Here is a 17,437-nt window from a genome sequence, read left to right on the forward strand (position 1 = left end):
CCTGGGCTGGGACCTCGGAGGCATCGTTGTGCGCCGAGTCGACGAAATCGACATGTCACCGGCAACCAGTCAATGGCTGCTGCCCGATGCCACACCGGAACACTTGCACCACCCCTGGCTGCAGCCCGACTTCACCGACGGCACAGCCTTTGCGATGCACGTTCACATCTTCGCGATCGAGGTGAACGGCAAGCGCATCCTGGTCGACACCGGCATCGGCAACGACAAGCCCCGGCAGATACCCGACGCCGACAACCTGCAGACCCCGCTGCTGCGGTGGCTGACCGCCGCGGGTTTCGCCCCGGACACCGTCGACCTGGTGATCACCACGCACATGCACGTCGACCACGTCGCCTGGAACACTCACCTGGTCGACAGCCGCTGGACACCGACCTTCCCGAACGCCCGCTACCTCACCGACCGCAGAGAATGGGACTACTGGACCGCCGCCGCCGAAAGCGACGAGGAAGTCGCCCAGGTGCACCGCGACTCCCTGCGGCCCATCCGTGACAACGGCCTGTACGACCTGCTCGACATCCCCGCCTCAGGCCTTGAGGTGGCCGACGGCGTCCGCCTGGTACCGACACGCGGCCACACGCCCGGCCACCTGTCGGTCAAGCTGACAGGCACCGGCCGCAATGCGCTGATCAGCGGCGACAGCCTGCATCACCCCGTGCAACTGGCGTACCCCGACATGGGTAGCGTCGGCGACGTCGATCCCGCCGAGGCACGAACCACCCGCCACCACCTGCTCACCGAGCTGGCCGGTACCGATGACCTGCTGCTGGGCACCCACTTCACGCATCCCACCAGCGGACGCGTCCAGCAGCGGGACAACCGATTCCAGCTGCTGGACGCGTCCCCTGCCCTTCTCCCGCCCGCCTCGTTCTAAAGATCCGCGGGCCGGTAACAGCGCCCAAGGGGGCGTTTCGAAGGTGTTGGTCACAGCCACTCGTCGATGGCCGCGACCAGCACGGTCGCCTCGTAGCGAACGGCGAGTTTGTCGTAGCGCGTGGCGACCGCGCGGTGGCGCTTGAGGCGATTGATTCCACACTCCACCGCATGGCGCTCCTTGCAGTCGGCCTTGTCGAACTTCGGTGGCCGACCACCGTGGGAACCGCGCTTCTTCCGGTTGGCAACCTGGTCGCGCTTCTCCGGGATCGTGCAGCGGATACCGCGCTTGCGCAGGTAGGCGCGGTTCGCGCGGGAGCCGTACGCCTTGTCGGCACGGACCTTGTCCGGCCGGGTGCGCGGGCGGCCCGCTCCGATCCTGGGCACCCGGATACGGCCCAGGACCACCTGGAACTGCGGAGAATCGCCGCGCTGTCCGGCCGTGATGACCAGCGGCATCGGCTTCTGGGCCTGCTCGACCGCCAGGTGGAGCTTGGTGGTGAGCCCGCCCCGGGAGCGTCCGAGCCCGTGATCGTCGGGCTCGGTGAACACACCACCCGGCGGCTCGATCTGCAGATCCCCCTTTTGCGGGCACCCGCCGCATGCTGGTGGGCGCGGGCGATAGTCGAATCCACCGAGACGTCCCAGGTGATCAGTCCTTCGGCGTCGGCCTGGGCCTGCAGCTGCTCGAAGATACGGTGCCAGGTGCCATCCCGCTGCCAACGCCGGAACAGGCCGTACACCGTCTCCCATGGGCCATACCGCTCGGGCACGTCCCGCCAGGGAGCACCAGCACGAGTGCGCCAGCGTATGCCGTCTATCAGCTGCCGCTTGCTGCGCACTGGTTGCCGTCCAGGCTGCCTTCCGACCGGGAGCAGCGGGGCCAGCTTCACCCACTGCACATCCGTCAGGTCATGCCTCCCCATGAAGTGGATCATGACACATCAAGATCCACTTTTTGAAACGCACCCTAGCGAGGCCATGTCCGGCCGACTGCGGCCCGGCAACTCCGAGCCAACACCGCCGCCGATCACATCGTGGTGCTGGACGACGCCCTCGCGCAGATCCCCGACGCTCACCGGCACGGCACCCTGGTCCGCGCCGACAGCGCCGGATCCGCGAAAGCCTTCCTCACCCACATCCGGACCTTGCGCGAGCACGGGTTGAACCTGCGGTTCTCGGTCGGATACGCGGTCACCGAGCCGGTCCGCCGTGCGATCCGCTCACTGCCCGAAGCTCTCTGGCATCCCGCCCTGGACCAGAACGGGACGCTGCGAAACGGTGCCGAAGCCGCCGATGTGACCGGCATGGTCGACCTTGCCGGCTACCCGGCCGGCACCCGCAACACCGTGCGGCGCGAACGACCGCACCCCGGCGCCCAACTGTCCCTGTTCGACCACGACGAGGGCCTGCGGCACCAGGTATTCCTTACCGATACCCCTCCTGGCTTCGCACATCTCTATTCGTGTGTCGGCTATGTCGCCCTCGGACGCCTACTCGAGGAGCTCGACGACCGGCCGCTGGACACGCTGATCCGAACCCGCGTCCTCGACCCGCTCGGCGCTGCCACCGCGACATTCCGACCGAGCACCATCTCGGCGACAGTGGCGACTGAGACGCAACTCCACAGGGGGCCAGTACGAGGTCAGGTACACGATGAACTCGCCCACGCGATCGGGCGGCCGGTCGGGAACGCCGGGATGTTCGCCACGGCCGAGGACGTCCTCGCCCTGGGCTCGATGGTGCTGAACGGCGGCGCCGGACGGGCTCGACGCGTGCTGTCGGCCGAGAGCGTGAAGCTGTTGAGCGAACCCTTCATCGACGCCGACAACTACCACCAGGCGATCGGATTCCGAGTCGGTGACGATCTCACGATGGGCCGGATCCAGGGAATCGGGCACACCGGGTTCACCGGGACGTCACTGGTCATCGCACCTCACTCCGGCGGTACAGCCGTCCTGCTGACCAACCGGGTACACCCCACCCGCTTCGATGCCGATATCACGGCGCTGAGGCGTTCGTTCGCCGAACGCCTTGAACAACCCGTAGCCGACTGAGCTGCCCCGAGTTTCGTAGCGGCCACTTTCTCTGGTTTCAGGCGGCGTTGAGGGCTGCCTGTGATCGGTGGTGCCGGGTCTCGAATTCCTCGGGTGGGAGGTAGTCGAGGGCGGAGTGCAGGCGCTCAGTGTTGTACCAGCCGACCCATTGGACGAGGGCACGTTCGACCTGGTCAGCGTCCCGCCAGGGCCCCTGATGCTCGATCAGCTCGGCCTTGAAGGGAGCCGTTGAGGGCTTCAGCCATCGCGTTGTCGTAGCTGTCCGCGACGGAGCCGACGGATGCGGTCGCACCGGCCTCAATCAGCCGTTCTCCGTGGCGAATTGGCACGTATTGCGACCCGCGACCGCTGTGATGAATCAGACCCGAGCCCTTCTTGGTTCCCCGCCGCCACAAAGCCATCTCGAGTGCGTCCAGCGGGAGATCGGTCCGCATGTGGGTGGCGAGCTGCCATCCGACGATCACTCGCCGGACGTGTCATGGATCCGGCGGATGTGCTCGATGAGCTGTTCGTCGCGCAGGCGCCGGGCGGACTTCGGGCGCCTGCGGCGGGCGTTGAATGCCGAGACCGAGAGGTCGAGTTCCCGGCATACGGGCCCGACCCCGAAGTCGTCGCGGAGGTGGTCGATCACCGCGTCAGCCTCGTGCGGGGCTGGTCGGGCTCCTTCGCGAAAAACACCGAGGCGGCCTTCAGGATCTCGTTCGCCCAACGCAACTCGGCTATCTTTTTGCGGAGTTGGGCCAGCTCGGTCCGTTCGGCGGTGGTCAGCAGATCAGGCCGGTCGGCCCTTGTCTGCTTCGGCCTGGCGGACCCAGCCGCGCAGGGCCTCCTTGTGGATGCCCAGGTCCTTCGCAACATGAGCGACCGGACGGCCGGAGGTCTGGACTTCGCGGACGGCCCGCTCACGCAGCTCGTCGGGGTACTTCCGTGGTGCAGGCATCGGACCTGTGTTCTCCCATCTGCCGAGGCGATCATGCCTGGCTTCAGGGCCGCTACAAAATCCGGTTCAGCTCAGTCGGGGCAAACTTGCGTGGAGCGCCAACGACCGGCTGCACGTCGGCACCGTGAACACGGCACCAACCGAAACGGCGAGGTGAAGGAAGCCGACCCAGCCTGTGGCCCGTCCGTGCAGACCCTGATCAGTCCCTCGGGAGCTGAGAATCCAGGAGGGCCAAGAGGGGGCCAACGCGTCGCGAGACCCTGCGCCGCAGCACAGTCTCAGTGCGACTGCGCATCACCCCGGGTATGGCGAGTATGCGCTGGATCACCTCCTCCAGATTCTCTGGACCGGTCGACACCACCTGGCAGAGGAGGTCGCTGTCGCCGGCGACCGAGTCGACCTCGATCACCTCGGGCACGCGCTCAAGCCCGGCGGTCACCTGGTCGAGGACGCCCTGCGCGAGATTCAGCCTGACGTAGGCGAGGCCGGTGAAACCGAGGCCGCGCGGGGAGACGGCGGGCTCGTGGCCCGTTATGACGTCAAGTCGCTCGAGTTTGTCGAGCCGGGCCTGAACCGTGCCACGGGCCACCCCGAGAAGACGTGCGTACTCCCGCGCCCCGGCACGGGGCTGCTTCTGCGTCAGTGTGAGGACCGATAGGTCGAGGCGGTCCAGCCGGTCGGCGCGTCTCGTCATGAGGACCTCTCGCAGGACTGGGCGCTCACTGCGCCAACTGCACAGAACTGGCAAGTTTCATGGGCAACAATAGGGCCATCGGATCAGTCTGGCGAGCATGAGTTGCGCCGAGTGCCCAGGGGGCCCTGAATAGCGCTGACCTTCTTGGCTTAAGGAGCTCGATGATCAGTGTCTGAGTCAGCCGATCTTTCACGCGACCGGTACACCGCTGAGCGAGGCAGGGTGCAGCTAACCGGTATCCAGGCCCTTGTCCGACTTCCGATCGCGCAGCACCGACACGACGTGGAGGCCGGGAAGACGGTTGGAACCCTGATCTCCGGCTACGAGGGCTCTCCCCTCGCCGGCTACGACCTCGAGCTCGGCCGACAGGGGTCACTGCTGAAACACAACGACGTGCATTTCGTGCCCGGCCTGAACGAGGAGTCCGCGGCGACCGCGGTGCAGGGCTCCCAGCTCGCCCCAGACCTTGACGGCGCCACCAGGGACGGGGTCTTGGGGATCTGGTACGGCAAGGCGCCCGGACTCGACCGGGCCACCGACGCGATCCGGCACGGGAATCTCATGGGCGCCCACCCTCAGGGCGGCGCGGTGCTGCTGGTCGGCGACGACCCCGCAGCCAAGTCTTCGAGCGTGCCGTGTTCGTCCGAGTTCGCCCTCCAGGACTTGATGGTCCCTTTCCTGCAGCCCGGCGACAGTTCCGAGGTCCTCGAACTGGGCTTGCACGCTGTGGCTCTGTCACGGTCATGCGGCCTGTGGACCGCGCTGCGCGTGGTCACCGCGGTGGCCGACGGGTCGTCAACGGTTGACCTCGACCCAGCCCGCCCAGGCCCGTGCCAGCCGCACGGCGCGGGCCGGCACGTACCCACCGCTCGACTGCTCCAGCCCACGTTGGGACCGCTCGAGCGCGACATGGTCACTACCCGCCTTCGTCTGGCGCGTGAGTACTCCCGACTGAACGGGTTGAACCGGGTGATCGGCAGCGGCACAGCGGATCGGGTGGGAATCGTTGCGAGCGGTCGCACATGGCACGAGTTGCGAGCGGTCCTCGCGCGCTTCGGCTACGACGACGCGGCACTCGAAGCCAGCCCATTGCGTCTGCTCAAGGTGGGGATGCCCTACCCGCTGGAGTCCGAGACGGTTCGGGAGTTCGCTGAAGGCCTCGAAGCCGTGGTCGTCGTCGAGGAGAAACGCGCGTTCCTCGAAATCGCGCTCCGTGACCTGCTTTACGGCTCGCAGCAGGCACCACAGGTCCTGGGCAAGAACGATGCCACGGGCGCTGAGCTGTTTCCCGCTTTTGGCGAACTGGACGCCGACCTGATCGCGGGGCGTCTGCACCGGGCCCTCGACGTGTGGGGCATCGACTGCGGCCCCAACCCGGACCAGCGGCCCCAGAGCACCGCCGGCCGCACACAACTGCCGCTGGCCACTCGAGCGCCGTACTTCTGCTCCGGTTGTCCACACAACAGCTCGACCAAGCCGGTCGCCGGATCACTGACCGGAGCCGGAATCGGCTGCCACGCGATGGTCCTTCTCATGCACGAGTCCCAGGTGGGCGAGGTGACCGGACTCAGCCAGATGGGCGGCGAGGGCCTCCAGTGGATCGGAATGGCGCCTTTCGTCGACCGGCGCCACTACGTGCAGAACCTTGGAGACGGCACCTTCGACCACTCCGGCTCACTGGCCATCCGAGCGGCCGTTGCGGCCGGAGTGAACGTCACCTACAAGCTGCTCTTCAACTCAGCGGTCGCCATGACTGGCGGCCAGCGAGCTGTGGGGGCCATGGACGTGCCGCGCATCGTCGACGTCCTGCTAGCCGAGCGGGTCGCCCGAGTGCTGGTCACGACCGAAGACCTCAAACGCTACCGACGAGTCCGGTTGCCCCGGGGCGTGGAGGTCTGGGACCGATCCCGGCTCGATGAGGCTCAGAAGCTGCTCGCTTCCGTCCCCGGTGTGACGGTACTCATTCACGACCAGGAGTGCGCCGCGGAGAAGCGGCGCCGCCGCCGCAGGAAGGACGCGCCGCCGCAGACCCGCGTCTTCATCAACGAGCGCGTGTGCGAGGGGTGCGGTGACTGTGGAGGGAAGTCCAACTGCCTCTCCGTGCAGCCCGTGGCCACGACGTTCGGGCGCAAGACCCGGATCCACCAAGGATCGTGCAACACCGATCTGACCTGCTTGGAGGGCGACTGCCCCGCGTTCATGACTGTCTCGGTGCCCCGCGCGGGCACAGTCGGGATACCCGAGGTTCTCGCGGGGGGTTCGCTCCCGGCGCCGCCGCCGGAGGAGTCGAGGGACGGGATCGGGATCCGGCTCACGGGCATCGGGGGAACCGGTGTAGTGACCGTCTCGCAGATCTTGGCCACGGCCGGGCGGTTGGCCGGATACACGGTGCGCTCCCTCGACCAGACCGGGTTGGCCCAGAAGGGCGGCGCGGTCGTATCCGATGTACGCCTCAGCCGAGGTGCGGGAACCAGCAACAAACTCGGGGCCGGCGAGTGCGACCTGTACCTCGGGTGTGATCTGCTGGTCGCCGCCGATCCAGCCAACCTCCGCGTCGTCTCGCCCGGACGCACCACCACCGTTGTGTCCACTAGTGAAGTGCCCACCGGAATCATGGTGAGTGACCCCTCGGTGTCGTTCCCGGACGTTGGGGCGCTGGTCGCCGGGATCGAGTCGGAGGTTCACGCGATTCGGACCCTGGACGCGCGGGCGCTCGCCCGTGGACTGTTCGGAGACGACCAGTACGCCAACATCTTCATGGTCGGCGTCAGCTACCAGGCTGGGGCGCTCCCGCTGCCGAGTGAGGCGATCGAGCAGGCCATCGAACTCAACAGGGTGGCGGTGGAGACAAACCTTCAGGCCTTTCGCTGGGGAAGGCGGTTCGTGATCGAGCCCAGGGCGGTGAAGGCCGCTGCCGGCCGGCGGACTGCGGCCGCCCCGTCGACGCCGGAGAGTGTGGGCGCCGCTGCGGTGCCGCCGGTACTGGCCGAGGAACTGGTCGCGTACCAGAACCGCGCCTATGCGAGCCGCTTCACCCGGACCGTGGAAGCAGTATCCCGACGCGAGGAGCAAGTGGCTCCTGGTTCTCGTCTGCTCACCGACACCGTCGCTCGCAACCTGTTCAAACTGATGGCCTACAAGGACGAGTACGAGGTGGCCCGCCTCTGCTCGCGCCCCGGCCTGGCCGACGAACTCGCCGCCGAGTTCGGCCCTGGGTCCCGTGCCGTATGGCGGCTCCACCCGCCCATGCTCCGAGCGCTGGGCGTCGAACGCAAGATCTCTCTCGGGCCTTGGTTCCGGCCCGTCTTCCGTGCGCTGTACGCGGCCCGAGTGCTCCGCGGCACACCATTCGATCCGTTCGGCCGCGCCCGCGTGCGCAGGGTCGAGCGCGCCCTGCTCACCGAGTACGAGGCGCTCGTGCTGAAACTCGTAGGTGGACTCAGGAACGAGAACGTGGAACTGGCGGCGGAGGTTGCCGCACTCCCGGACTTGGTCCGGGGCTACGAAGAGGTCAAACTGACCAACGTGGAGAGCTACCGAGCTGCCCTCGAAACAGGTCTGGCCAAGTTCGAGATGTCCGTACGTACCTTGTGAGGCCGGCACCGTGGTGGCCCTGGCCGGGCAGAGCGCACAATGTCGCCGTGGCCCGTTCTTGATTGTCCGGACAACTGATTAGGCGGTTCCTCATGAGCACACCCCTCAACAGGGCGTGGATCTGATGGCGGGGCGCCAGGCCCTGCTGGTCGGCGATTACCAGACAGGGATCACGGGTGCGTTCGACTTCTGCGCACCTGTTCTGCCGACGGTCACCCGACTGGTCGAAGGCGCGCGAGAGAAGGACATCCTCCTGGTATTTTGTGTGGCTGCCCTTCGAGAATCGGGCGTCGACCTGTCGCCGCGGAACCGCGTCATGAACCAGTTCTTCCCGCTCGGTCAGGTCTTCCATGAAGGGGGCCCTGGCCCGCAAGTCGATCCAAGGCTGTCTCCGCAGCGAGACGAGCCGATCATCACCAAGCGCAGGGCAAGTGCGTTTCACGGAAGCGAGCTCGACCTGGTACTGCGGTCGAACAATGTCACCCATCTTGCTATCGGCGGGGTCGCGACGAGCGCGATGGTCCTGGCCACGACGCTGGCGGCCCTGGACCTCGACTACGACGTCACCGTGCTCGGAGACTGCTGCGTCGACCCGGAACCCGCCGTGCACGACTTCCTGCTGCAGCGTGTTCTCCCGGCTCGCGGCGCCGTCGTTGTGGACTCTGACGATTGGCTGGCGCTGCTGCCGTGGAGTGGTGCGGGCGGTGGACGCCAAGGGCCCGCAGAGCATCGCACGTCGTCTTGATCCTGCTGTCGGAGTCGCCGCTCCGGGCGCGAACGCGAGCCCCGAGGGCCCCGGGCGGGGGCGACAGCGGGCGGGCACGATGGCGTGCGCTTCGAGCAGTCGCCTGATCCTCGGCGGGGTGCGGTGCGTGGCGGTCCTGCTGCTGAAAGCACGGCGAGGGGTTCGGCAACCAGGTGGACGCGCAGGTGGAACACGGCCGCGAGGGTCGTCTCGGAAGGTCGAGCCGAGGTGAGCGTCCGCGCCTGACGACGCCGTCCGAGGACAAGGTCCCGGGTTGCCACCGGCGTCGGGACGGCCGCGCATGGTCTGGGGCGCAGGGCGTGGTTCCCGTCGTCCGGAAGAAGTGGCGGGTCAGTGGCAGAGCCGCCGTCTCCGCGCCGGCGACGGCGACTCCGGTCGGGCGGCCGAGCTCAGCGCTTCACGACGGTGGCGTCGATAACCGACGGGATCTCCATCAAGGCGGCGATGATCTCTTCTCCCCCTTCGGTGGTGCGCCGCAGCATGTGCTGGTAGGCCGCGTCGGGATCGCCTTCGCGGATCGCGCGTGCGATCGCCGAGCGTTGGTCGACCCGATCGCGCGACCAGCTGATCTCTCCGAGACAGAGCCGCAGCACATGTTCGAGACCGTCCAACAGTTCAACGATCGCTTGGGCCAGTCGGTCGTTACCGCACGCGTTCGCAATGATCAACTGGAACTCGAAGTGGCCGCGAAGGTACCGATCCACACCTTCTTTGTCGCTCGCGTAGGGGCGCGCCAGCTCGATGTCGGACAGTTCGGTCAGTCGCCGGGCGAGGCCGTCACTCACGCGCCTCCGGGCAGCCAGCTCGGCGGCTTTCGGCTCCAGAATGGACCGGAGCTGGCAGAGGTCCCGCGTCGACCTCAAGGTGACGGGTGTGACCACGTACCCGGCCCGAGGCGCCGGTGCGACCAATCCGTCGTGATGAAGGCGAACAAGGGCTTCGCGCACAGGAGTCTTGCTCACGCCGAACTCGGCAGCGAGCATGGACTCTGTGAAGCGGTCACCGGGGCGCAGTTCGAGTTCCAGGATCCGCCGCCGAAGGGTGCGATAGGAGGACTCGGTCTGGTTGGCTGTCGGCGACGCGGGCTTGAGGAGCGCCGGCAGGTGCCGAAGTGTTCCGACGTCGAAAGGGGAGGGGTCGTGGTCTGCTCTCACTCGTGCCGTCCTGGTTCGGGGTGTGGCTGCTTCCGGCAGGCGCCGGGCCACTCAGCGGGAGAGGAACGCGTCGAGCACTGAGTTGTATTTCTCCGGGTTCTCCCAGTACATCGCGTGGGAGCCGCCTTCGTCGGCTTCAAAGATTGCAATCTCCGACCCGGGGATGGCCTCGTGGAAGCGCTGCATGTTCTGCCAGGGATTCTTGCTGATCCGCCCGGCGATCGTCAGAGTCGGGACGTCCACCAACTTCACCGCGTCCCACCAGTCTCCGAAGAGTGCCCATCGGATCAGTTTGGCGTGCGCCCACCGCGGCATCTTCAACATCTCATCGTAGAACAGATGTCGGGCGAACTCGTCCATGCTGTCCGTGACGAACATGTCTGAGAATCGGCGAGTGTATGCGACAGCGTCCGGTCCGGACAGGGCTGCGAGTGTCTGCTCGGCTTCGCTGAACGTGAAGGCTCCATCTCCGATGCAGCACGGGGCGTCGTCGGAGAAGACGACGTGTGACAAGCGCGAGGTCCCGTAGATCTCGCAGTACGTCAGGATGATCTTGCACCCGGCGGAGTGGCCGAGAACGGCAATGCTGTCCAAGCCGAGATGGTTGAGGAATTCGTGAAGGTCGCGCGCCAGCCCGTGGTACGTGTAGCCCGTCTCCGGTGCATCTGATTCGCCGTGACCACGCGGATCGAGCGCGAGCACGCGGTAGCGGTCCCGGAGCCCTGACACCTGCTTCGAGAACTTGGCCACCGAACTTGAGAGTCCAGGCAAGATCACGAAGGGGGGCCCGCTTCCTTCGTCGACGTACCGGAGCGTCGCTCCGTCGTAGGTCCTGAACCCTTGGCGCGACGTGGTCATGTCGGCGTCCTTTCGGGGGGGTAGGTGACGGCGTTCCCGCCACCGAAGCAAAGATATCTTAGATCACCTCTATACATATCTCAATTCCGTGTTCTAGTGTCTGGCGCCAAGGAGCCGCCCCCCTTGAGCTTCGCTGGCTAACGGAGATGCAGATGCGCGTGCGAACCGTGACGGGAATGATCATTCTGGCGTTGGTCGCGACCAGCGCCTGCAGCGCCGGCGCCGGCGCCGGCGCCGGCGCGGACGGCGACGCCGTCGTCATCCAGGTTCCCGCAGATCCGGGAAGCCTCGACCCCCTCCTCAGCTCCACCGGATGGGGTCGCGCCATGATGCGCATGTCCTACGACACGCTCGTGGCCAGGAACGCGGACGGCAAGATCGTGAGCCAGTTGGCGGAGAGCTGGAAGGTGACGGCCGGCGAGGCGAAGTTCAAGATCCGGGACGGTGTGAAGTGTTCCGACGGGGAGAATCTGACCGCCGCGGTGGTCGCGAAGAACTTCGAGAAGCTCAAGGACCCCGCGGCCAAGGCTCCCTTCACCGGCTCGTTCCTCGGGTCCACCGACTACTCGGTCACCGCGGACGAAGCCAGCAACACCCTGACACTGAAGTTGCCGAAACCTTTCAGCCCGCTGCTCTCGAACTTGACCACCTATCCCGGGATCTTGTGCCAATCCGGACTTGACGACCCGGCCGGCCTGGGCCGGAAGTCGGCCGGTAGCGGCCCCTACATCCTCACCTCCGCTGCACCCGGCCGCTCCTACGCGTTCAAAGCCAACCCCCACTACGCGTGGGGACCAGGCGGGGCGACCTCCGCCGACCTGCCCAAGCAGGTCAAGATCGACGTAGTCGAGAACGAGACCACGGCGGCGAACCTGATGTTGGCAGGCGATCTGAGTCTCGGAGTCTTCCGAGAAGAGGGCGCCTTCGACAGGCTCCATGCCTCTCGGTTCACCACTGCTCTGGTTCCCTCGTCCGCGACCTTCGTCCACTTCAACTTCCTCAAGGACTCAAGCCCGGTCCAGGACATCCGGGTGCGGCGCGCCATCGCCGGGGTTCTGGACCGGGCGGCCATGAGTTCGGTGGTCACTGGATCGGCTGACCAGGTGACCAACAGTGTGGCTCTGCCCCAGTCGACCTGTCAGTCCGACGTGACGGATGAGGGTCTGGTTCAGTTCGACGTTCCGGCGGCGGAGCGGAGCCTCACCGAAGCCGGCTGGGCCAAGAAGGGCGACAAGTGGGTCAAGAACGGCCGGCCGCTCACAGTGGACGTGATCGTGTCCGGTCCGGCCGCACCTGCCCCGCCGGTCGCCGACTACGCGCTCGATGCCTGGACCAAGGCGGGCATCAAGGTCAACCTGCAGAACGTCGACCAGGCCACCGGGGCGGAACGACGCGCTGAGGGTGACTACGACGTGTGGGTCGGAGCTTGGACAGGCGTGCTCGACCCCGCAATCATCTCGCCCTTCCTGACCTCGCCCGAATCGCCCACCCACTCCTATGTGGCGAACGACAAGTACGCTCGCCTCGCCAAGCAGGCATACGCGCAGGATCCCGGGAGCACCTGCCCGATCTGGGCCGAGGCGCAGCAGGCGCTCAATGAGCAGGTGTCTCTCGTGCCGATGTTCTACGACGCGACACACCTCGTCACCGCCAAGGGCATCGCCGTCCGGCCGTACGCCTCGTTCATCGACCCCAGCAGCTTGCGGAGGTCCAAATGAGGGCACGTACACGTTCGTTCGCGGTCTTCACCGCCGGACTTCTCGCCAGGCTGGCCGGCAGCGTCTGGCTCCTCGCAACGGCATCGTTCCTGCTGGTCCAACTCATGCCGGGCGATCCAGTCGCTCGTCTCCTGGGGCCGACGGCCACGGCCGATGACCGGGCTCGCATGCGAGTCGTTCTCGGGCTGGACGAACCCCTCCCGGAGCGGTACCTCACCTTCTTGCACGACTTGGTCACCTTCACGTTCGGATCGTCCTTCGGAGGCCAGTCGGTGACCGACATCTTGTCCGAACGCGCCATGCCCACGATGGAACTGGCCCTGGCCAGCATCGTGGTCACGGGGTTGCTGAGCGTGGTCCTCGGCCTCGGGATGGCTGCGGCCACGGAGGGCGAGAAGCGGCCCTTCGTCTCGAACTCGTTCACCGCGGCAATGGGAGTCATAGCGTCCGTACCGGCCTACGTGTTGGGGGTCGGGCTCGTGGCCGCTTTCGCGGTGATGTGGAGCATCTTTCCCGTCGCCGGTTATGACGGGGTCAGCTCGCTCGTCCTCCCGGTACTGGCGCTCTCACTGCCGGCGACCGCCGTGCTGGCGAGGATCGTTCGCGTCGAGGCACTGGGAGCGCTGCAGAGCGACTACGCCAGGACAGTCAGGAGTAAACAGTTGCCTGCTCACCGACTTTATCTGTTCCACGTGCTGCCGAATGTCGTCGCCGGCGCGCTGACGATCGCTGGGGTCATGTTCGGGTACCTGCTGGGCGGCAGTGTCATCGTCGAGAACGTGTTCCAGTGGCCCGGATTGGGCACCACACTCGTCGCAGCGGTGGACTCCCGCGACTACCCGGTCCTCCAGATCGCGATCATCCTCATCGGAATCAGCGTCCTGCTCGTCAACTCGCTGGTCGACCTGGCGCTGTACGCGGTGGACCCGCGGGTTCGGACCGTATGATGCGCTCTCACCTCAAGAAGCGCGGAGTTCTCCGGTCCATGCTGTCCACGTGGTCGGGTCGTGCCGCTGTGGTGCTGGTGGCGCTGCTCGCGCTCGTCTGTGTCTTCGGTCCGCTCGTCACCGACCAGGCCGCCGGCAGTACGGCGCCCGCGATGGCGCGGGAACCCGCGAGCTGGTCGCATCTCTTCGGCACCGACGCTCTGGGGAGAGATGTCGCCTCCCGAGTCGTCTACGCGGCGAGGACGACGGTGCTGTTGTCCTTCTCCGCCGTCGCGCTGGCGGCGATTCTGGGCTACCTGATCGGACTGCTCGCCTCGCTCACCAAGGGCGGGCTGCGTCGCGGCATCCTGCTCGGCCTGAACATATGGCTGGCCTTTCCCCCGATCGTCGTGGCTCTGTTCGTGACGACCGCGCTGAGTCAGACCACGGCAAGTGCCGTCTTCGCTGTCGGACTCGCCTACGTCCCGCTGTTCGCCCGCACCATGTTGAACCTCGCCAACGGCGTCGTGCAGCTCGAGTACATCCATGCCGCCAGGCTTCTCGGTGTGGGTCGGAGGCGGACGCTGCGACGGCACATCGCCCCCAACGTGGCTGCCCCCCTGTGGATCCAGGTGACCACGTCGGTCGGTGAAGCCATGGTCGCACTCTCTGCTCTGAGCTTCCTGGGCCTCGGAGTTCAGGCACCGTCGTACGACTGGGGCAGCTTGCTCGGGGCCAACCTGGACCGCATCTTCACCTCCCCGATGGTCGTGCTCGGTCCGGGCGCTGCGATCACCTTTGTCGGGCTGCTGCTGGCCTTCGTGGGAGAGGCCGGCGCACGGGCCATGGACCCACGTCGCTGGTCCGGCGCCCATGCGGACGTCAGCGAGACGATCCCTCGCGAGAACGGCCCCGTGGATCCGCTCCCGGCCACGGCGATCCGGTCGACTGAGCGCGCCGTCCTGAACGTCGAGGGGCTGCATGTGTCCTTCGGCTCCGGAGGGCCGCGGGCGGACGTCGTCTCGGACGTCGTCTCGGATGTCTCCTTCGTTGTACACCCGGGCGAGACAGTAGGGATCGTCGGAGAGTCGGGCAGCGGCAAGAGCGTCACCGCCGCTGCCATCACCGGACTTGTTCCGCCGTCCGGGAAGGTCCGGGCGGAACGTCTGGAGCTGGACGGACAAGACTTGCGCGGACACGGCGACGTCGCTCTGCGTCGGTTGCTGGGCACAAGGCTGACCACGGTGTTCCAGAACCCCATGTCCGCGCTGACTCCGACGATGCGAATCGGCCGTCAGATGGTTGAGGCTGTCCGACACCACGGTGGCCTCTCAGCCGCCGAGGCCACCCAGCGGGCGATCGCCTCCTTGACCGAGGTCGGCATCCCGGACGCCGAGCGAGTCCTGCGGATGCACCCGCATGAGCTGTCGGGGGGCATGCGGCAACGGGTGATGATCGCGATGGCGCTGATGGCAGAACCCTCTCTGCTCATCGCTGACGAACCCACCACCGCCCTGGACGTGACGATTCAACAGCAGATCCTGGACCTGCTCAAGTCCGCTCAGCGCAGGCACAAGCTGGCGATTCTCTTCATCTCGCACGACTTCGGGGTCGTCCGTGAGGTGTGCGATCGCGTCCTGGTCATGTATCGAGGCCAGATCGTCGAGCAGCTGGCAGTCGCCGAACTCGACGCGGCCCGTCATCCGTATACGCAGAAGCTGCTTGCAGCCGTGCCCGACATCACCAGACCCAATCCGCGCGCCATCGCGTCGAAGGGGCCTGCCCGCCGATTCTCGAGGACTCCAGGATGAGCGTAGTGACCGTCGCAGAGCTCGCCGTCGACTACGGCTCCGGGCGGCGAGCCCGCCGTGTGGTCGAAGACGTGCACCTTGCGATCGATGCCGGTAGCACCTTGGGGCTGGTCGGTGAGTCCGGCTCCGGCAAGTCGACAGTGGCAAGGGCGATCGCCGGCCTGGTGCGTCCCGCCGCGGGGACCATCACACGTCCAACGGGCCGTCGGTCACTGCAGATGGTCTTCCAAGACCCTACGTCGTCGCTCAACCCACGCATGGTCGTCGGTCAAGTCTTCGCCGAGGCACTGAGGGTCGGGGGAAACGAGGCCACGCCCGAGGCGCTCGCCGAGACCGTCCACCTGGAGCCACGACATCTGGAGAAGTATCCGCACGAACTCTCGGGAGGACAGCGGCAGCGCGTGGCGATCGGCCGTGCACTCGCGGTGCGGCCGAGCGTGCTGATCTTCGATGAAGTCACCTCCGCGCTGGACGTCTCGATTCAGAAGTCCATCCTCGACATGCTGCTGGAGCTCCAGGACCGCGCGGGGTTCGGTGCGCTGTTCATCTCTCACGACCTGGCCGTGGTTCGTCAGATGTGCGACGAGACCGCAGTCATGTGTCAAGGACGCATCATCGAGCACGCCTTGACGGAGGACCTCTTCTCGGCTCCCCGGGAGCCATACACACAGAAGTTGCTGGCCGCTGTCCCCGGCTCTCCGTACTCCGCGCCCGAGTCGGACGAACAGCTCGGGCCAGAGGGCGGCACTCAATCCGAGGAGGGCAAGCAGTGAACGCGCTCACCGATCTGGGTCGCCTGCCGGCGCTCGAGCTGGCCGACTGGGCTTTCCGGCACAACCCGGCGCTCATCCCGGTCGCGGGTGCTCCAGTCCTGGAGATGCCAGAGCATGTGGTCGACGCGGTGCGCGTCAGCGCCTCACGCACCCACCCTCGTGAGACACAGGGCGCGTTGTCGCTGCGGCACGCGATCGCCGCCATGGTGCGCGAGCGAGACGGCGTCTGCGTCGATCCCGAGCACGAGCTGCTGGTAGCGCACGGCGCTACACATGCCTTGAGCGTCTGCCTCGGTTCCGTGTGCTCGCCGGGCGACGAGATCATCGTCCCGGCGCCCAGCTACTTCTTCGACGGACCCATTGCGAGGGCCGGGGCTGTTCCTCGTCACGTCGCGGGTACCCCGGGTGAAGCCTGGGCACTCGACATCGCGGGGATCGAAGCCGCCGTCACCGCGCGGACGCGTGCCATCTTGTTGTGCAACCCCGTCAACCCCACGGGGCGGGTCCTCACCTCGGCCGAACTGCGTGCGGTGATCCGGATCGCCGGCCGCCACGGGGCACTGGTGATTGTCGACGAGTCGTTCAGCCACTTCGTCTACGACGGAGCCTTCGTCCCGATCAGCGGATTCCGCGAGGAGTACCCGGAGCTGGTGAGCGTGCAGAGTCTCACCAAGAACTACGCGTTTGCTTCCTGGCGGGTCGGCTACCTGGTCGCTTCGGCTGAGCGGATCCGTACCGCCACCCGGTGCCTGGAGTGGGAAGCCATCCACGTCGGTGCGGTGCCGCAGGCGGCCGCCGAAGCGGCCCTGACCGGACCGCGCGACTGGATCGACCAAGCGATCGGGCAGTATCCCGCGAAGCGGTCGATGATGGTCGGGATCCTGCGCGACGCCGGTTTCCCGGTCGTGACTCCAGCGGGTGGGGTGGCTGCTTTCGCCGACTTCTCCGTCACCGGCCTGAGAGGTCGTGAACTGGAGCGTCACCTGGTGGACCTCGGGATTCTCGCGTTGGCGGGAGACAGGTTCCACGGGCCGGCGAATCATGCCCGGATGTTGTTCGGGGGCGACTTTCCGGCAATCGAGTCAACCGGGCACGCTCTCATGGCGAGCCGGACGGGCCTGCGTACCGGCCACTGAGCACGCCACCTGGTGGCAGTGCGGTGCGAGCCCGCCACCTGCGTGATATCTCAGATGGAGTAATTGGCATATGTTGCCGGCTGTGAAAGCACCGTGTGACAGGAGCAATGAGAGGGACA

The 17,437-nt window shown here is 66.7% G+C and carries 17 protein-coding genes and 1 pseudogene; 9 read left to right on the plus strand and 9 right to left on the minus strand.

From position 1 onward, the window contains the following. Window positions 1-154 precede the first annotated feature (154 nt). Window positions 155-892: an MBL fold metallo-hydrolase gene (locus OIE74_RS04395; RefSeq protein ID WP_329378606.1), complete on the plus strand. Its 738-nt coding sequence runs from the start codon at window positions 155-157 to the stop codon at window positions 890-892. Between the two features lie 50 nt (window positions 893-942). Here the strand turns inward: OIE74_RS04395 and OIE74_RS04400 are convergent. After that, window positions 943-1,817, minus strand: a protein-coding gene (locus OIE74_RS04400; RefSeq protein ID WP_443076338.1) for an IS5 family transposase whose coding sequence is annotated in 2 segments (ribosomal slippage) — window positions 943-1,436 and window positions 1,436-1,817 — 876 coding nt in all. Because the reading frame shifts where the segments join, the coding sequence is not laid out codon by codon here. Between the two features lie 111 nt (window positions 1,818-1,928). On the opposite strand from OIE74_RS04400, the gene OIE74_RS38550 reads away from it, so the two are divergent. Then, the gene (locus OIE74_RS38550; protein ID WP_443076020.1) at window positions 1,929-2,948 is read left to right on the plus strand and encodes a serine hydrolase; all 1,020 of its coding nucleotides are present in this window, start codon (window positions 1,929-1,931) and stop codon (window positions 2,946-2,948) included. Between the two features lie 37 nt (window positions 2,949-2,985). Here OIE74_RS38550 and OIE74_RS38555 read toward each other — a convergent pair whose 3' ends face one another. From OIE74_RS38555 to OIE74_RS04425, 5 genes are all read right to left on the minus strand, one after another. Next, complete coding sequence (locus tag OIE74_RS38555) at window positions 2,986-3,240, minus strand: integrase core domain-containing protein (RefSeq protein WP_443076021.1); 255 nt, start codon at window positions 3,238-3,240, stop codon at window positions 2,986-2,988. Continuing rightward, the gene (locus OIE74_RS38560; RefSeq protein WP_443076022.1) at window positions 3,122-3,382 is read right to left on the minus strand and encodes a hypothetical protein; all 261 of its coding nucleotides are present in this window, start codon (window positions 3,380-3,382) and stop codon (window positions 3,122-3,124) included. Before OIE74_RS38560 ends, OIE74_RS38555 begins: the two co-directional genes overlap by 119 nt. A 26-nt stretch (window positions 3,383-3,408) precedes the next feature. Beyond that, entirely contained in the window at window positions 3,409-3,579 is a 171-nt protein-coding gene (locus OIE74_RS04415) for a hypothetical protein (protein WP_329378608.1), read from the minus strand. A 141-nt stretch (window positions 3,580-3,720) separates the two neighbouring features. Then, complete coding sequence (locus tag OIE74_RS04420) at window positions 3,721-3,888, minus strand: transposase (RefSeq protein ID WP_329378610.1); 168 nt, start codon at window positions 3,886-3,888, stop codon at window positions 3,721-3,723. Between the two features lie 199 nt (window positions 3,889-4,087). Then, entirely contained in the window at window positions 4,088-4,582 is a 495-nt protein-coding gene (locus OIE74_RS04425; protein ID WP_329378612.1) for an Lrp/AsnC family transcriptional regulator, read from the minus strand. A 168-nt stretch (window positions 4,583-4,750) separates the two neighbouring features. On the opposite strand from OIE74_RS04425, the gene OIE74_RS04430 reads away from it, so the two are divergent. Next, entirely contained in the window at window positions 4,751-8,176 is a 3,426-nt protein-coding gene (locus tag OIE74_RS04430; RefSeq protein ID WP_329378614.1) for an indolepyruvate ferredoxin oxidoreductase family protein, read from the plus strand. Window positions 8,177-8,300: 124 nt separating this feature from the next. Then, complete coding sequence (locus tag OIE74_RS04435; RefSeq protein ID WP_329392160.1) at window positions 8,301-8,921, plus strand: cysteine hydrolase family protein; 621 nt, start codon at window positions 8,301-8,303, stop codon at window positions 8,919-8,921. Here OIE74_RS04435 and OIE74_RS38565 read toward each other — a convergent pair. The 3 genes and pseudogenes from OIE74_RS38565 to OIE74_RS04445 form a co-directional block, all read right to left on the minus strand. Continuing rightward, a pseudogene (locus OIE74_RS38565) lies at window positions 8,908-9,321 on the minus strand (ISAzo13 family transposase); the annotation flags it as partial. The gene OIE74_RS04435 and the pseudogene OIE74_RS38565 overlap by 14 nt on opposite strands. Window positions 9,322-9,331: 10 nt before the next feature. After that, window positions 9,332-10,096 (minus strand): GntR family transcriptional regulator, encoded by a 765-nt coding sequence (locus tag OIE74_RS04440; protein WP_329378616.1) that lies wholly within the window; start codon window positions 10,094-10,096, stop codon window positions 9,332-9,334. Between the two features lie 51 nt (window positions 10,097-10,147). Further along, a complete protein-coding gene (locus OIE74_RS04445; RefSeq protein ID WP_329378618.1) occupies window positions 10,148-10,954 on the minus strand; it encodes an alpha/beta fold hydrolase in 807 nt (268 codons plus the stop codon). Between the two features lie 152 nt (window positions 10,955-11,106). Here OIE74_RS04445 and OIE74_RS04450 point away from each other — a divergent pair, with 152 nt between their 5' ends. The 5 genes from OIE74_RS04450 to OIE74_RS04470 all read left to right on the plus strand — a co-directional run bounded on the left by OIE74_RS04450 (window position 11,107) and on the right by OIE74_RS04470 (window position 17,318). Then, window positions 11,107-12,672, plus strand: a complete 1,566-nt coding sequence (locus OIE74_RS04450) for an ABC transporter substrate-binding protein (protein WP_329378620.1) — start codon at window positions 11,107-11,109, stop codon at window positions 12,670-12,672. Then, a complete protein-coding gene (locus OIE74_RS04455) occupies window positions 12,669-13,619 on the plus strand; it encodes an ABC transporter permease (RefSeq protein WP_329378622.1) in 951 nt (316 codons plus the stop codon). The genes OIE74_RS04450 and OIE74_RS04455 overlap by 4 nt, the downstream gene beginning before the upstream one ends. 248 nt (window positions 13,620-13,867) lie before the next feature. Further along, on the plus strand, window positions 13,868-15,409 hold the full coding sequence (locus tag OIE74_RS04460) for a dipeptide/oligopeptide/nickel ABC transporter permease/ATP-binding protein (RefSeq protein WP_329378624.1): 1,542 nt from the start codon (window positions 13,868-13,870) through the stop codon (window positions 15,407-15,409). Continuing rightward, complete coding sequence (locus OIE74_RS04465) at window positions 15,406-16,182, plus strand: ABC transporter ATP-binding protein (protein WP_329378625.1); 777 nt, start codon at window positions 15,406-15,408, stop codon at window positions 16,180-16,182. Before OIE74_RS04460 ends, OIE74_RS04465 begins: the two co-directional genes overlap by 4 nt. Continuing rightward, on the plus strand, window positions 16,179-17,318 hold the full coding sequence (locus tag OIE74_RS04470) for a pyridoxal phosphate-dependent aminotransferase (RefSeq protein WP_329378627.1): 1,140 nt from the start codon (window positions 16,179-16,181) through the stop codon (window positions 17,316-17,318). Before OIE74_RS04465 ends, OIE74_RS04470 begins: the two co-directional genes overlap by 4 nt. Window positions 17,319-17,437 lie beyond the last annotated feature (119 nt).

Origin of the sequence: Streptomyces sp. NBC_01716 (assembly GCF_036248275.1) — a bacterium.
In the GTDB taxonomy this organism is placed as follows: Bacteria; Actinomycetota; Actinomycetes; order Streptomycetales; family Streptomycetaceae; genus Streptomyces.

Bases quoted from the DNA above. Each gene is read 5' to 3' on its own strand.
- OIE74_RS04395 (WP_329378606.1), top strand. From the start codon at position 155: ATGCACGTTCACATCTTCGCGATCGAGGTGAACGGCAAGCGCATCCTG.
- OIE74_RS38560 (WP_443076022.1), bottom strand. From the start codon at position 3,382: ATGCGGACCGATCTCCCGCTGGACGCACTCGAGATGGCTTTGTGGCGG.
- OIE74_RS04420 (WP_329378610.1), bottom strand. From the start codon at position 3,888: ATGCCTGCACCACGGAAGTACCCCGACGAGCTGCGTGAGCGGGCCGTC.
- OIE74_RS04425 (WP_329378612.1), bottom strand. From the start codon at position 4,582: ATGACGAGACGCGCCGACCGGCTGGACCGCCTCGACCTATCGGTCCTC.
- OIE74_RS04435 (WP_329392160.1), top strand. From the start codon at position 8,301: ATGGCGGGGCGCCAGGCCCTGCTGGTCGGCGATTACCAGACAGGGATC.
- OIE74_RS04445 (WP_329378618.1), bottom strand. From the start codon at position 10,954: ATGACCACGTCGCGCCAAGGGTTCAGGACCTACGACGGAGCGACGCTC.
- OIE74_RS04450 (WP_329378620.1), top strand. From the start codon at position 11,107: ATGCGCGTGCGAACCGTGACGGGAATGATCATTCTGGCGTTGGTCGCG.
- OIE74_RS04455 (WP_329378622.1), top strand. From the start codon at position 12,669: ATGAGGGCACGTACACGTTCGTTCGCGGTCTTCACCGCCGGACTTCTC.
- OIE74_RS04465 (WP_329378625.1), top strand. From the start codon at position 15,406: ATGAGCGTAGTGACCGTCGCAGAGCTCGCCGTCGACTACGGCTCCGGG.